This window comes from Pseudoduganella dura, assembly GCF_009727155.1.
GTDB classification, from domain to species: domain Bacteria; phylum Pseudomonadota; class Gammaproteobacteria; order Burkholderiales; family Burkholderiaceae_D; genus Rugamonas; species Rugamonas dura.
Map to the genome: position 1 here is coordinate 1,720,381 of NZ_WNWM01000002.1, position 13,540 is coordinate 1,733,920.

At 62.4% G+C, this 13,540-nt stretch carries 15 protein-coding genes and 1 tRNA gene; 7 read left to right on the forward strand and 9 right to left on the reverse strand.

The genetic code is table 11. The features are described from left to right. Positions 1-10: 10 nt before the first annotated feature. The 5 genes from GJV26_RS07695 to GJV26_RS07715 all read left to right on the forward strand — a co-directional run bounded on the left by GJV26_RS07695 (position 11) and on the right by GJV26_RS07715 (position 4,236). Positions 11-1,549: a fumarate hydratase gene (locus GJV26_RS07695; protein ID WP_155708315.1), complete on the forward strand. Its 1,539-nt coding sequence runs from the start codon at positions 11-13 to the stop codon at positions 1,547-1,549. Positions 1,550-1,830: 281 nt separating this feature from the next. Continuing rightward, complete coding sequence (gene murI / locus GJV26_RS07700; RefSeq protein WP_155708316.1) at positions 1,831-2,685, forward strand: glutamate racemase; 855 nt, start codon at positions 1,831-1,833, stop codon at positions 2,683-2,685. 163 nt (positions 2,686-2,848) lie between these two features. Continuing rightward, positions 2,849-2,924 (forward strand) — tRNA-His (locus tag GJV26_RS07705). A gap of 65 nt (positions 2,925-2,989) precedes the next feature. Beyond that, positions 2,990-3,658 carry a pentapeptide repeat-containing protein gene (locus GJV26_RS07710; RefSeq protein WP_155708317.1) on the forward strand — a complete coding sequence of 223 codons (669 nt, stop codon included), beginning with the start codon at positions 2,990-2,992 and terminating at the stop codon, positions 3,656-3,658. 125 nt (positions 3,659-3,783) lie between these two features. Then, positions 3,784-4,236 carry a hypothetical protein gene (locus GJV26_RS07715; RefSeq protein WP_155708318.1) on the forward strand — a complete coding sequence of 151 codons (453 nt, stop codon included), beginning with the start codon at positions 3,784-3,786 and terminating at the stop codon, positions 4,234-4,236. Positions 4,237-4,540: 304 nt separating this feature from the next. On the opposite strand, the gene GJV26_RS07720 is transcribed toward GJV26_RS07715, so the two are convergent. The 7 genes from GJV26_RS07720 to dusA all read right to left on the reverse strand — a co-directional run bounded on the left by GJV26_RS07720 (position 4,541) and on the right by dusA (position 10,431). After that, positions 4,541-4,939: a hypothetical protein gene (locus tag GJV26_RS07720; protein ID WP_155708319.1), complete on the reverse strand. Its 399-nt coding sequence runs from the start codon at positions 4,937-4,939 to the stop codon at positions 4,541-4,543. A gap of 209 nt (positions 4,940-5,148) precedes the next feature. After that, positions 5,149-5,322 (reverse strand): hypothetical protein, encoded by a 174-nt coding sequence (locus GJV26_RS29775; RefSeq protein ID WP_173346166.1) that lies wholly within the window; start codon positions 5,320-5,322, stop codon positions 5,149-5,151. A gap of 128 nt (positions 5,323-5,450) precedes the next feature. After that, the gene (locus GJV26_RS07725) at positions 5,451-6,032 is read right to left on the reverse strand and encodes a hypothetical protein (protein ID WP_155708320.1); all 582 of its coding nucleotides are present in this window, start codon (positions 6,030-6,032) and stop codon (positions 5,451-5,453) included. Positions 6,033-6,226: 194 nt separating this feature from the next. Further along, complete coding sequence (locus GJV26_RS07730) at positions 6,227-6,538, reverse strand: energy transducer TonB (protein ID WP_229419205.1); 312 nt, start codon at positions 6,536-6,538, stop codon at positions 6,227-6,229. A 62-nt stretch (positions 6,539-6,600) separates the two neighbouring features. Further along, positions 6,601-6,933, reverse strand: coding sequence for an energy transducer TonB (locus GJV26_RS07735; RefSeq protein ID WP_155708322.1), 333 nt, complete (start codon positions 6,931-6,933; stop codon positions 6,601-6,603). Between the two features lie 126 nt (positions 6,934-7,059). Further along, positions 7,060-8,829, reverse strand: coding sequence for a methyl-accepting chemotaxis protein (locus GJV26_RS07740; protein ID WP_229419206.1), 1,770 nt, complete (start codon positions 8,827-8,829; stop codon positions 7,060-7,062). A gap of 582 nt (positions 8,830-9,411) precedes the next feature. Next, entirely contained in the window at positions 9,412-10,431 is a 1,020-nt protein-coding gene (dusA, locus tag GJV26_RS07745; protein ID WP_155708323.1) for a tRNA dihydrouridine(20/20a) synthase DusA, read from the reverse strand. 364 nt (positions 10,432-10,795) lie between these two features. On the opposite strand from dusA, the gene GJV26_RS07750 reads away from it, so the two are divergent. Continuing rightward, positions 10,796-11,272 carry a hypothetical protein gene (locus GJV26_RS07750; protein WP_155708324.1) on the forward strand — a complete coding sequence of 159 codons (477 nt, stop codon included), beginning with the start codon at positions 10,796-10,798 and terminating at the stop codon, positions 11,270-11,272. Between the two features lie 43 nt (positions 11,273-11,315). Here GJV26_RS07750 and GJV26_RS07755 read toward each other — a convergent pair whose 3' ends face one another. Continuing rightward, entirely contained in the window at positions 11,316-11,816 is a 501-nt protein-coding gene (locus tag GJV26_RS07755) for a DUF2867 domain-containing protein (protein ID WP_155708325.1), read from the reverse strand. A gap of 192 nt (positions 11,817-12,008) precedes the next feature. Between GJV26_RS07755 and GJV26_RS07760 the strand changes: the two genes are divergently transcribed. Beyond that, the gene (locus GJV26_RS07760; protein WP_155708326.1) at positions 12,009-13,235 is read left to right on the forward strand and encodes a DUF4861 family protein; all 1,227 of its coding nucleotides are present in this window, start codon (positions 12,009-12,011) and stop codon (positions 13,233-13,235) included. A 56-nt stretch (positions 13,236-13,291) separates the two neighbouring features. Here the strand turns inward: GJV26_RS07760 and GJV26_RS07765 are convergent, their stop codons facing one another. Further along, positions 13,292-13,510, reverse strand: a complete 219-nt coding sequence (locus GJV26_RS07765; RefSeq protein ID WP_155708327.1) for a hypothetical protein — start codon at positions 13,508-13,510, stop codon at positions 13,292-13,294. Positions 13,511-13,540 lie beyond the last annotated feature (30 nt).

Sequence of the window (13,540 nt, forward strand, 5' to 3'; positions counted from 1 at the left end):
GAGAAAAGTCATGACCATCATCAAGCAAGACGACCTGATCGAATCCGTGGCGGCAGCGCTGCAATACATCAGCTATTACCACCCTGCCGACTACATCCAGCACCTGGCCCGCGCCTACGAATCGGAGCAGAGCCCGGCCGCCAAGGATGCGATCGCGCAGATCCTGACCAACTCGCGCATGTGCGCCGAGGGCAAGCGGCCGATCTGCCAGGATACCGGCATGGTCAACGTGTTCCTGAAGATCGGCATGGGCGTCCGCTTCGAAGGTTTCAGGGGCACGGTCACGGATGCAGTCAACGAAGGCGTGCGCCGCGCGTACAACTTCGCGGACAACAAGCTGCGCGCATCGATCGTGGCGGACCCGCACTTCGAACGCAAGAACACCAAGGACAACACGCCGGCCGTGGTGCACATGGAACTGGTCGAGGGCAACACGGTGGAAGTGGGCGTCGCGGCCAAGGGCGGCGGCTCCGAGAACAAAACCAAGTTCGTGATGCTGAACCCATCGGACTCGCTGGTGGACTGGGTGCTCAAGACGGTGCCGCTGATGGGCGCCGGCTGGTGCCCGCCGGGCATGCTGGGTATCGGCATCGGCGGCAGCGCCGAGAAGGCGATGCTGCTGGCGAAGGAATCGCTGATGGAAGACATCGACATGTTCGAGCTGAAAAAGCGCGGCCCGCAGAACAAGCTCGAAGAGCTGCGCATCGAGCTGTGCGACAAGGTCAACGCGCTGGGCATCGGCGCGCAGGGCCTGGGCGGCCTGACGACCGTGCTGGACGTGAAGATCAACATGTATCCGACCCACGCGGCTTCCAAGCCGGTGGCGATGATCCCGAACTGCGCGGCGACCCGTCACGCGCACTTCGTGCTGGATGGCTCCGGCCCGGCTTACATCGAGCCGCCGAAGCTGTCGGACTGGCCGGACGTGTCGTGGGCGCCAGATACCGAGAAATCGAAGCGCGTGGACCTGAATACGCTGACCAGGGAAGAAGTGGCATCGTGGACCCCGGGCCAGACGCTGCTCCTGAACGGCAAGATGCTGACCGGCCGCGATGCCGCGCACAAGCGCATCCAGGACATGCTGGCCAAGGGCGAGGAACTGCCGGTGGACTTCACCAACCGCGTGATCTACTACGTGGGCCCGGTGGACCCGGTGCGCGACGAGGCGGTCGGCCCGGCCGGCCCGACCACGGCCACCCGCATGGACAAGTTCACCGACATGATGCTGGAGAAGACCGGCCTGATCTCGATGGTCGGCAAGGCCGAGCGCGGCCCGGTGGCGATCGAATCGATCCAGAAGCACGGCTCGGCCTACCTGATGGCCGTGGGCGGCGCCGCCTACCTGGTCTCGAAGGCGATCAAGAGCGCCACCGTGGTCGGCTTCGCCGACCTGGGCATGGAAGCGATCTACGAGTTCGACGTGGTCGACATGCCGGTGACCGTGGCCGTGGATTCCACCGGTACTTCGGTGCATACCACGGGGCCGAAGGAGTGGTCGGTGAAGATCGAGTCGTTGAAGAACGCGGCGGCTGCTGCGGTGCCGGCTTGACTTCAAGTAGCACGCTCCTTGCCTGCCAGGTAAGCGGATTTCGATACCGCTCGAGCTACTGGTGTCGGACACCTTCAGGTGTCGGACACCGGTTTTCGCCAGCGTTTGTCGACTCCGGTGCTGAAAACCGGTGTCCGACACCGAAAACCCGGTGTCCGACACCAGTCCCTCGACGCTGCATGCAGTCTCGAACGTCCCTGGTGCACGACATTACTCTTCGGGCACCGGTTTTGCGTCTTGCACAGGCTTGATCTCTCTTCATCTTTAACCTGGAGCCCGTGATGACCCAGCCCGTCCGCGATACAACTGCCGTGAATGCGAATTCCCCGATCGGGGTGTTCGATTCCGGCCTGGGCGGGCTCTCCGTGCTGCGCCATATCCATGCGCAGCTGCCGCACGAGCACCTGATCTACTTCGCCGATTCCGGCCACGCGCCCTACGGCGGCCGCTCGGAAGAATGGGTGGTGCAGCGCTCGCTCGCCATCGCCGCATTCCTGTTCGGGCAAGGCAGCAAGGCGCTGGTGGTGGCCTGCAATACCGCCACCGTGGCCGCCATCAAGGCGATCCGCACCGAGTGGCCGGGCATGCCGATCGTCGGCGTGGAACCGGGCCTGAAACCCGGCGCCGCGGCCACCCGCTCCGGCAAGGTCGGCGTGCTCGCCACCGACCGCACGCTGCACAGCGAAAAATTCCTCACATTGCGCGACCAGGTCGCCAGCGCCACCGGCACCGAGTTCCTGCTGCAGCCGTGCATCGGGCTCGTCGACCAGATCGAGCTGGGCCAGCTGGGCTCGGAAGCGACGATGGCACTGCTGGACCAGTACGTGGCGCCGCTGCTCGATGACGGAGCCGATACGCTGGTGCTGGGCTGCACGCACTACCCGTTCGTCGAAGAGCAGATACGCGACGTGGCCGCGCGGCATGCGTCGCACGATGCTTCGTCTCCCGTCACGCTGATCGACACCGGCGACGCCGTCGCCCGCCAGCTCGCCCGCCTGCTCGAAGGCGCCGGCCTGCAGCGCCCCGCCGGCGTGCCCCACCTGCGCGGCTACACCACCGCCAGCCCCGCCGTGCTCGCCGAAGCCTTCCGCACCCTGCTCGCGCTCACCCCGCAAGTCGAAGGCATCGAAGTCTAAAAAATAGGGACGGACCCTGTTTTTGAGGAAATTTCCTGAAAAACAGGGTCCGTCCCTGGTTTTGAGGAAATTTCACGAAAATAGGGGTTTGCCAAATGCCAATCGGCTGTATATAATGCGGCCTCTGTTGCACAACTGGTGAAACAGAAAATGTAGTTCAGTGGTGGCTGTAGCTCAGTTGGTAGAGTCCAGGATTGTGATTCCTGTTGTCGTGGGTTCGAGCCCCATCAGCCACCCCACCGAATTCGATGAAGAAGGTCACCCGCTCCGGCAGGTGGCCTTTTTTGTTTTCCGGAGCATCGAGATGCAAATCGCTGGACAAACCCTCACCCGCGCCGATGTGGAAGCGGCCCTCGCCCACGGTACGCCCGCCTTCCAGGATTGCGACCTCGACGGTGCCGACCTGTCCCGGCTCGACCTGCGCGGCGCCTCGTTCACCGGCTGCAGCATCGCCGAGACGTCGTTCTACGCGGCCACGCTGGCGCACACGTCATGGCGGCGCTGCCGTGGCCGGCAGGCGGATTTCGAGGCGGCCGATCTCACGGATGCGCAATTCCACAGCTGCGACCTGAACAACAGCAGCTGGCGCCGCACGCGCCTCGCTTCGGCAACGCTCAAGAGCTGCAAGCTCACGGGTGCCAGTTTCGAGGAAGCGGCCCACCTTGGCCTCACGTTCGACGAATGCCTGCTGATCGGCGCGGACCTGCGCCGCATGTCGTTCCGCAAGGCGAAGCTGCCGCAGCTCGATTTCTCCGATGCCGACCTGGCCGCGTGCGATTTCCGCGACGCCGTGTTCGAAGGCGGCAGCCTGCGCAATGCGAACCTGAAGCAGGCACGCTTCGACAATGCCGACCTGCGCGAAGCCGATCTCGGCGGTCTTACCCTGGCCGATGTGAAACTGTTCCAGGGTGCCTGGATCACGCCGCGCCAGGCCGCCGAACTGGTCAGCGAGCTGGGCTTGCGGGTCGCCTGACACGACGCGTCATCCGAACCGTTGTTCCGCCGGACGATCGTTTTAAAAATTTCCACCAAGTTGCGCTACGGAACTTTTTTGCCGGTAGAATATTGGTATTACCAAATACCAATAAGCCTCCCATCATGTCCGAAGCCGCTACCCTCTCGAAAGAATTCACCACGTACAGCAAGGACACCCCAACCGAGCGCCCGGGCCTCGATGGGCGGGCCGGCGTGTTCGTTCCGACCGAACTGATGGACATGGGCAGCACGACGGCGATCCGCAAGGGTGCCGGCATCGTCGGGTTTGGTAATCCCGACGGCACGCTCACCGTCTACTTCGAAGCCAACCGTTTCGATGACAGCAGCCTGCACAAGTGGGAAAACAAGGTGCGCAAGGCGTATGACCGCCTGGTAATGGTGGCGCCCACCGTATCGAAGGCGAAGATGAACGCCTCCACGATGGAGCTGGTCGGCCACATCGACGGCGCCGGCATCAGCATCAAGCATCCGGAATTCCTGGTGGCCTGGCTGAAGCAGTCGGACGCGCTCGACACGGCGCCGGAAAGCAACGTGATCACGTTCGGCCGGCGTTGAACGCGACCGAAAAACAACAGCGTAAAAGCAAAATGCGCAGGCCTGACGGGCTGCGCATTTCCACGAGCATTATTCCTACAATTTCGCGAACCTTTTACCGATGATTCCGCAGCGCCGCTCTCTTAAGATAGCTTTAAGTCAAAAGGAGCACATCATGTTACGGCACATCCCTCTCACCTTCGGTACCCTGCTGCTCGGCATCGTCGGCGCATCCACCTATCTGCTGTGCTCCACCGATATGATGCATAACGCGACGTTCTTCCTGCTGCACTAAGCCCTTCGGCAGCAGGAAGACCGTTCGCGATCAGCGCCGGCCCCAGCCACGTCCGCGGCCATAGCCGCCATGGCCCCAGCCGCGCCCGCTACGATTGCTGAACACGAAGTCCAGGCCGATCGACACCGGCGGGTACCAGTATGACGGTCCGCCATATCCATATACCGGCGCAGGTGCATATACGGGCTGCGGTACGTAGACCGGTTGCTGCACGTAAGTGACGGTCGGCGCAGGCATCGGCTCGGTGGTGTACGTCACCGACGACCCAGCGCGGGCCGCGGTGCCCGGCGCCACCGGCGTGACGGAAACGGTGCGCCACGCATACGGATCGACGGGCTGTGCGGCGTAATACGGGCCCGGCACGGCACAGCCGCCCAGCAATGCCGCCACGCCCAGCAAGCCCGCAGGCAAAATCAACGATCTCTTCATGATGAATCTCCTTCCCAATAATGAACTATAGGGAATTTTTGGCGTGCGTGCCGTGGATTTACACACGGTTACAGCGGCCAACAACGTTGAAACGAATGCGGAAAACCGGGCGCAACAGGCGTTGGAAAAACATGACGGCATACGGACGTCGAATAAAAAACCGCGCGTTCCTCTCTCAATGAACGCGCGGCCGTAAATCGTCAAACAAATTAGTGCTTCCTGTCCTGCTTCTTGCCGCCGCCGGCGCCTTCGTTGCTGCCGGCCTTGGTGTGGCTCGCCGCGTCCTTGCCCTGCTTCGCTTTCTTGTCCGAAGGCGTTGCCTTGGCATCAGCTTCGGTGGCGGACTGCTTGTTCTGGGACCCCGTCGATTTCGATTGCGCCATCGCTTCCTCCGTTGGTTGATTTGTAAAATTCAATATACGGTATGTGGCAATTAACGGGCGCACGTTCGTTTGTATCGTGCGGGGGGTGCGGATTCGATGCCTGCATCGGAATCCGTCCATGAATCGAACTAGATATACGGTATGTCGCACTGGTCGAGCGCGCGCCCATTCTGGTCCAGGCGCTGGGCACAGATCTCGAAGCGCATGCCGTAGTCGAGATCGATGCGGTACACCTTTCCGTAGGGCAGCGCCACGCCCTGCTGCGTGGCCTTGCGGTATTGCAGCGCGGGCACGTCGGCGGGGATCGCCATCGACGTGTGGAAGTTGCGGCGCCGGTCCTGCTGGCGCCGGTGCACGTCCACCAGCAGGTCCAGGTCGAGCGTGATGCCGCCGTTCATGTAGTCATAGCGGCTGATATTGCGCGATGCGCTCAGCACGCCCCACGCGCACGGCACCGCCGCGGCCCCCGCCTTTGCCGGGCAGTTGTTGATCTGCGCGAGCGGGAAGATTTCCTCGTGGCCGGCCAGCGTTGCCAGCGGCCAGGTGGTGCGCACGCCGTCGCGCTTGCCGGATAGCGGATTGGTCCACGTCATCGCGTTGATGACGGAAACGGTCTGCTGGGCGCGCACCGGGTCGTTCTGGTTGCGCATCATGCTGCAACCGGACAGCAGCGTCAGGGACATCAGGGACAGGCAAAGCGGCGTTTTCATGGATCGCAGTCGATTGATTCGGGTCACTTATCTATAACGATTTACTACACCGAGATTAACAGATGTGCGCGCGTGTAACCAAACGGCGCAACCGCCGGCGGAAAGAAGACGAAAAAGGGGACGAAGCAGAGGACGAAAAAAAGCCGGCATGCGCCGGCTTCGGGAGGCAAACAAAAATGTGAAACCAGGGGAAATCAGTCCAGCTTCCAGGCGTAGTCGACCTTGGCCCAGGTCTCGGCCGGCGCGCCGTCCTTCGAGCCCGGCTTGAACTTGCAGGCGGACAGCGACTTGATCGCCGCCTTGTCCAGGTTCTTGAAGCCGCTCGACTTGTCGAGCTTGGAATCCTTCACATCGCCGCCGGCCGACACCAGGAACGACATCGACACGGTGCCCTGCTCCTCGTTCATCAGCGAGGCCTTCGGATAATCCGCCTTGCAGTTCTTGCTGTCGAAAGAAGCCGGCACTTCCGCGGCGGATGCAGCACCCGCGAAGATCACCGCAGCCATCACACCCATCCAACGCTTGTTTGCAGACATCTGATTTCCCCTTTTTTATTCAGTTCAGTTGATTACAGTGCCCAGACGTAGTCGACCTTGGTCCAGGTCTGCGCCACGGCGCCATCCTTCGTGCCCGGCTTGAACTTGCATGCGGACAGCGCCTTCACGGCGGCCTTGTCCAGGTTCTTGAAGCCGCTCGACTTTTCCACCTTCGATTCCACCACTTCACCGCTGGCCGATACCAGGAAGGCCATCGACACGGCGCCCTGCTCTTCGTTCATCAGCGAGGCCTTTGGATATTCGGCCTGGCATTTGCGGGCATCCACGGATGCCGGCACTTCGGCGGCGAAAGCGGCGCTCGAAACCAGGGTTGCAGCGATAAAACCGATCAGGTGCTTGTTCATGTTTTTTTCCAGAGATTAGTTAAAGTTTAAATTTCGGTACTGCGGATTCGATGCTTGCGATTCAATACTTTGTGACTCAATACTTTGTGATTCGATGCTTGCGGCTTGAAGCTTTCGCTTCGATACTCAGAATTCTTCCCACTCGTCGCCGGCGGTGGCCGCGGCAGCCACTTTCTTCGGCTTGGCCGTGGTAGCGCTATGAGCGATGGCCTGCGCCGGCTTGCGGGCCGGTGCCGGTTTCGCCACCGGCCTGGCCACCTGCTTCACGCTGGCGGTGGTCGGCACGGCCTTCGCGGCGGTGGCCACGGCGGCGATCACGGCGCGCTCTTCGCCCGCTTCCAGCTTGAAGATCGACACCACGCGGGTCAGTTCGCCGGCCTGGTCCTGCAGGCTTTGCGCGGCGGCGGCGGCTTCTTCCACCAGCGCGGCGTTCTGCTGCGTCATGCTGTCCATCTCGATGATCGACTGGTTCACCTGCTCGATGCCGGCGCTCTGTTCCTGGCTGGCACTGGCGATCTCGCCCATGATGTCGGTCACGCGGCGCACCGAGGCCACCACTTCGTCCATCGTCACGCCGGCCTGGCCCACCAGCTTCGAACCGCGCTCCACCTTCTCGACGGAGTCGCCGATCAGGCCCTTGATTTCCTTCGCGGCGTTGGCCGAGCGTTGTGCCAGGTTGCGCACCTCGGAGGCCACCACGGCGAAGCCGCGGCCCTGTTCGCCGGCACGTGCCGCCTCGACGGCGGCGTTCAGCGCCAGGATGTTGGTCTGGAAGGCGATGCCGTCGATCACGCCGATGATGTCGACGATCTTCTTGGCCGATTCGTTGATCGAGCTCATCGTGTCCACCACCTGCGACACCACGGCGCCGCCCTTGCTGGCCACGTCGGAGGCGCTGGCGGCCAGCTGGTTGGCTTCACGGGCGTTGTCGGCGTTCTGCTTCACGGTGGAGGTCAGTTCTTCCATCGCCGAAGCGGTCTTTTCCAGCGACGATGCCTGCATTTCGGTACGGGACGACAGGTCGATATTGCCGGCCGCGATTTCACGGGAAGCGGTGCCGATCGTTTCGGTACCCACCCGCACCTGGCTGACGATGCCCACCAGGCTGTCGCGCATTGCCGCCATCTCGGCCAGCAGGCTTTCCTTGGCGGCAGCCGAGGTGTCGATCGTTACCGACAGGTCGCCGTCGGCGATGCTGCCGGCGATCGACGCGGTGTAATCCGGTTCGCCGCCCAGCTGCTTGAGCAGGCCGCGGGTGATGACGATGGCGGCGATCACGGAGATCAGCACGGCCAGTACGCCCATGCCGATCATGAAGTTGCGGGCGCTGACGAAGCCTTCGCGGGCATCGATCGTCAGCTGCTTGTTCACCTTGTCTTCGAGCGCGCCCAGCTGGTCCAGCGCTTCCATCCATTTCTTCTGCGCCGGACGGATTTCCTTGATCAGCACGCGGGTGGCGCTCATCGCGTCGTTGGCCAGCCAGAACTGCGAAGCGCGTTCGATGGCGGGCATCGCCAAGGCTTCATGCTCCTTGATCTGCGCCAGCAGTTTCTTTTCTTCCTGCGACGCTTCGACCGCGAACTTGGCTTCCAGCTTTTTCAGCTCGGCTTCGTACTTGGCGGTCTGCTCCTTCAGGCGGGCGAATTCCGGTTCCATGTCGGCCGCGTCCGACATCAGCGTCAGCACGCGCAGCGAGCCGATACGGTCGGCCACGTTGTTGCGCATGTCGATCACGATGCGGGTCACCACGTTGTTCACGGTTACCACGTGATCGAGGCGATCCTGGATCTGCGCCAGGCGGAAGATGCCGACGACGGTCACGGCGACCAGGAAAGCCAGTACCAGTGCGAAACCGAGTGCCAGACGGCTACCCACCTTCATTTTGCTCAAATTCATTTCGGCTCTTCGTTGTTAGCGGTTGTTGTAGATGCCCGGTGAGAAGATTTACCCAACTCACTTAAAATTGCCACTGCGCAATTACTGACAGTAACAAAGATTGACTGCGAATGCAAAACAAGAGGAAGAAAACGCGAAACGGCTGTGGTTTTTCCTTCCTGCGACACACTTTCGCGGCCTGGATGAAGGCCAGTAAAAATGTGTCCATAAGGAAATTATAGTTCTGGTGATTGCCGAGCGGCAAGCGAAATCCTACGCAGAAATGCGTATTGAGATTTTCTATGGGGAAATTACGACAAACAGCGCGAAATGATCGTAAAAGTGAGCGTTTCGCGTCATTTATGAACTAAAACAGGGCATTAATGCCCTGAAATGGCGCGTGATGGCGATTCTGGTGCGGGCCGATTCAGCCCGGATTCGGGTGTTCGATTCTGGTGTCTGACACCGGTTTCAGTGCCAATCATTTAGACGAAACCGATATCGGATAAAGGTTTTCCAGCCAACCACGCGGTTGGCCTGGCGTCGAACAAGCACTCAGGTCCGATGCCGGACACTACTATCCTGGACGTACCACCCGTGCCCTCACCGCCTGAACGCCTCCAGCAGCAACCCCGGATCCCCCGCCGCCAGCCGCTTCGAATCCGATAGCGTCTGCCGGAACTGCCGCGCCCCCGGCAGGCCCTGCATCAGCCCCAGCATATGCCGCGTGATCGTGTTCAGCTTCAGCCCGCGCCCGCCCTCCTTCGCCAGCTGCGCGGCGATATAAGGCATCATCGCGCGCAGCACTTCCTCGCGGTTCTTCACCGGCGCGGTATCGCCGTAATACTTGCTGTCGAACGTGGCCATCAAATAAGGGTTGTGATACGCCTCGCGGCCCAGCATCACGCCATCCACGTGCGCCAGGTGCGCATCGATCTCGGCTTCGGTCTTGATGCCGCCGTTGATCAGGATCTCGAACTGGGGGAAATCGCGCTTCAGGCGATAGGCGTATTCGTACTTGAGCGGCGGAATCTCGCGGTTTTCCTTCGGCGACAGTCCCTTCAGGATCGCGTTGCGGGCATGCACGATGAACGTGGTGCAGCCGGCATCGGCTACCTTGCCGACGAAATCGCGCACGAAATCGTAGCTTTCCGTCTCGTCGATGCCGATCCGGTGCTTGACGGTCACGTCGATCGATACCGCGTCGCGCATCGCCTTCACGCAGTCGCTCACCAGTTCGGGCTCGGCCATCAGGCATGCGCCGAACGCACCCTTCTGTACCCGCTCGGACGGGCAGCCGCAATTGAGGTTGATCTCGTCATAGCCCCATTTCTCGCCCAGCTTCGCGGACGTGGCCAGGTCCTTCGGATCGCTGCCGCCCAGCTGCAGCGCCACCGGGTGCTCTTCGTCGTTGAAGCGCAGGTGGCGCTCCACGTCGCCATAGACCAGCGCGCCGGTGGTCACCATTTCCGTGTACAGCCAGGTGTGCTTCGTGATGTGGCGGTGGAACACGCGGCAGTGGCGGTCGGTCCAGTCCATCATCGGGGCCACGCTGATGCGGCGGCCGCGGTAGGGACTGGATTCTTCTGCGTTCGCGTCTGGGGCGGAGGTGTCTGGCTGCATGGCTGGTATCACTGGGTATGAAGATTAATCACCTGAATTCACGACGCAGTGCGGCGGATTTGCTACGAAATGGCATCGGAAATAAGGATTCGAGGTCGATGGCGCGTCCAGGCCAGGCGCGGGCGCTGCAGGCCGAAACAGACCTTCCCGACGAAGGATGGGCAACGGCGGGGCCCGCGACGGGCGAAGCGGACGGCGCCAAGGCACGGACAGGTGCGCATCATATCAAAAATGGCTGTGGCTGGCCTGATCGGCCCCGGCACGAAGATATCCGCGCTGCCAGGCCTTTCGGGAACAACAAGGCAGCCGTACTGGAGGAATTGGTAACACAACGGCCTCAGGCAAGAGCATACTCAAGCCTCTCATGACCGTAGTGAATGCCATGAACTCGAAGGCACGCTTGGACCTTTTGACCGCGCAGCATGTGGTCGTCGGCCTGATCTTCCAGGAAATGCTCAGCACGCCCGAAGCGGATGCGTACCTGCAGACTGCAAATGTTCCAGGACATGTCGTAAGCCGTGTGCTTTTTTCCGCCCACAAGCGCAAATGCGATCCGGATCGCCGTTCTCTCCAGGAGAACACGGATACTGCGGAGCAAACGATTTCCGTATTGAACGACCGGCGCAGCGCCCGGCGAAGGCCAGACCTGCACTACGATTGCCGGAGGAAAAATTACCTGCTCGCCGCCTATGTCAACGCGGCGCTTCGATCAGGCTATCCGCGAGCCGAGAAAATTCTCGCCAATGAAAATGCTCCGCAGGAGCTGATCGACAGAGTACGGAACAGGCTGCTCGGCATCATTACAGACGCCCCCGTTGCGGCACTGCGACACTATGGCTGAGCAGTGGCGGCGCGCATACACGCCCACCTGACTGCCAGCCCGCCTACCGCATCCGCCGCATCACCGCCGGCACGATGCGCCGGTGCACGGGCGCCACGAACAGCATGTAGACATGGCCCAGCAGCCGGTGAACATGCACCACGGTCGACATCGAAATTTCGCCATCGCGCCGGTAGACGGACACCTGCACGTCCAGGTGCCGGTCCGAGTCGCCGAGGATCGCTTCGTCGTCGCTCACGTGCAGCAGCGTGAAGATGCCGATCCGGTCGCCGGGGCGGTAGGCGCTGGCGGGCCTGGCGCGGTCGATGGCGCCCAGCGCGCCGAGATCCTTCAGCCCGAGCCGCGAAACGATGGCATTGCGCAGCGCCATCAGACGGTCGACCCAGCGCGGCGTGTGCACCACCGTGTCGAGATAGAACTGCAGCGCGGAACGGGGATCGGGCGCCAGCGCCATGCGGTAGCTGTCGTGGAAGTGCGCACTTGCGGTGGCGCCGTGCAGCCGGCTCGCGGCTGGAACCGGTTGTTTGATGATCGTGGCCGTCATCCGGGCAGCTTATCACCCGCGCCCCAATCGGTCACGTGCCGGGTGCGGCCAGGCGGCCAGCTGCCCGTTCCGGACCGGCTGGCTTACTGCTCACATTATTGATTGAATCATCCGTTTGCGTTGACACTTGCTGATCGACTCCCGATACTCGTTTGCCATTCCTGCAAGCATGCTGTCAACCTGCGAGAACACATGACCAATCGATTCCTGCCTGCCGCCGCCGCGTTTGTCGTCTCCGCTGCCTTCGCCCTTCCCGCCGCCCATGCCGAAAAGCTGACCATCACCGTCACCAACCCGCTCGACGGGGCCCGCCCAGCCGAGACGATCACGGTGCCGTGGTCGGAGGTCAACCGCGTGCTGCCCGGCGCGGCGCTGCAGAAGATCGCCGTGCGCGACGCCGCCGGCAATCTGCTGCCCTACCAGGTGACGAACGTGGCGCCGCAGGCGAAGGATCCGGAAAACCGCGGCATCGCCTATGGTGAACTGATCTTCCAGCACGACTTCAAGGCCGGCGAAAAGAACGCCACCTTCACCGTGGAGAAAACGGAAACCGTGTCGCCGCCGTTCCCGACCAAGGTGCACGCGCGCTACGTGCAGGAGCGCCTGGACGACTTCGCGTGGGAGAACGACAAGGTGGCGCACCGCACCTACGGCCCGGCCCTGGGCGCGCCGGCACCGGCCGGCGGCGGCAAGGAAGTGCTGGTCACCAGCGGCAACGACATCTGGTTCAAGCGCGTGCCCTACCCGATCGTGGACCGCTGGTACAACAAGGGCCACGACCACTACCACGTGGACCAGGGCGAAGGCATGGACATGTACAACGTGGGCCGCACGCTGGGCGCCGGGGGCACCGGCATCTGGGATGGCTCGAAGCTGGTTTCCGCGCGCAACTACGCCACCTGGAAAGTGCTGGCGAACGGCCCGGTGCGCGCGATCTTCGAGCTCTCCTACGACGCGTTCGACGCGGCCGGCACCAAGGTATCGGAAGTGCGGCGCTTCACCGTGGATGCCGGCCACTGGTTCGACCGGATCGACAGCACGTTTACCTTCACCGGAATGCCGCAGCTGAACGCCGTCGTGGGCCTGAACAAGACGCCGACCGACAAGGGCCAGGACCCGTCGATCGCCACCGACCGCGTGCCGGCCGACGGCTCGCTGCGCCAGTGGGTCACGCAGAAGAGCAACGACTCGTTCGGCGTGGCCGTGGTGGTGCCGACGGCGAAGGAAGCCGGCTCCGACGGGGCCAACGATTTCGTGATCGCCCCGGTCACCTCCGGCAAGCCGCTCACGTACTACGTGGGCGCCGCGTGGAGCCGTGCCGGCGAGATCAGGACGAAGGAGGAGTGGGCGCGGCAGGTGGCGCTGCAGGCCGCGCGGGCGAAGGCGCCGGTGAAGGTGGAGTTGGCGGCGGTGAAGTAAGCTGAAGCTTCCGGTGTCGCCGGTGCTTCTGGTGTCGGACACTTTTTCTGGGCGGTTCATCCAGAAAAGGTGTCGGACACCGGTTTTCCCATGCGCTTGCAGCCAGCCCCGGCATAGCGGCTTTCAGGAGCACCGGCACGGGGCACCGAAAACCGGTGTCCGACAAATTTTTCTGGATAACCCGCCCAGAAAAAATTGTCCGACACCAGACCCTCAAGCGCCGCCGGTGCCCCGCGTGCCATCCGTACTCCGCTGATTCCTTCCAGCGCCCGCATGGCTCCTGGCCTCCACGCCCTTGAACACAA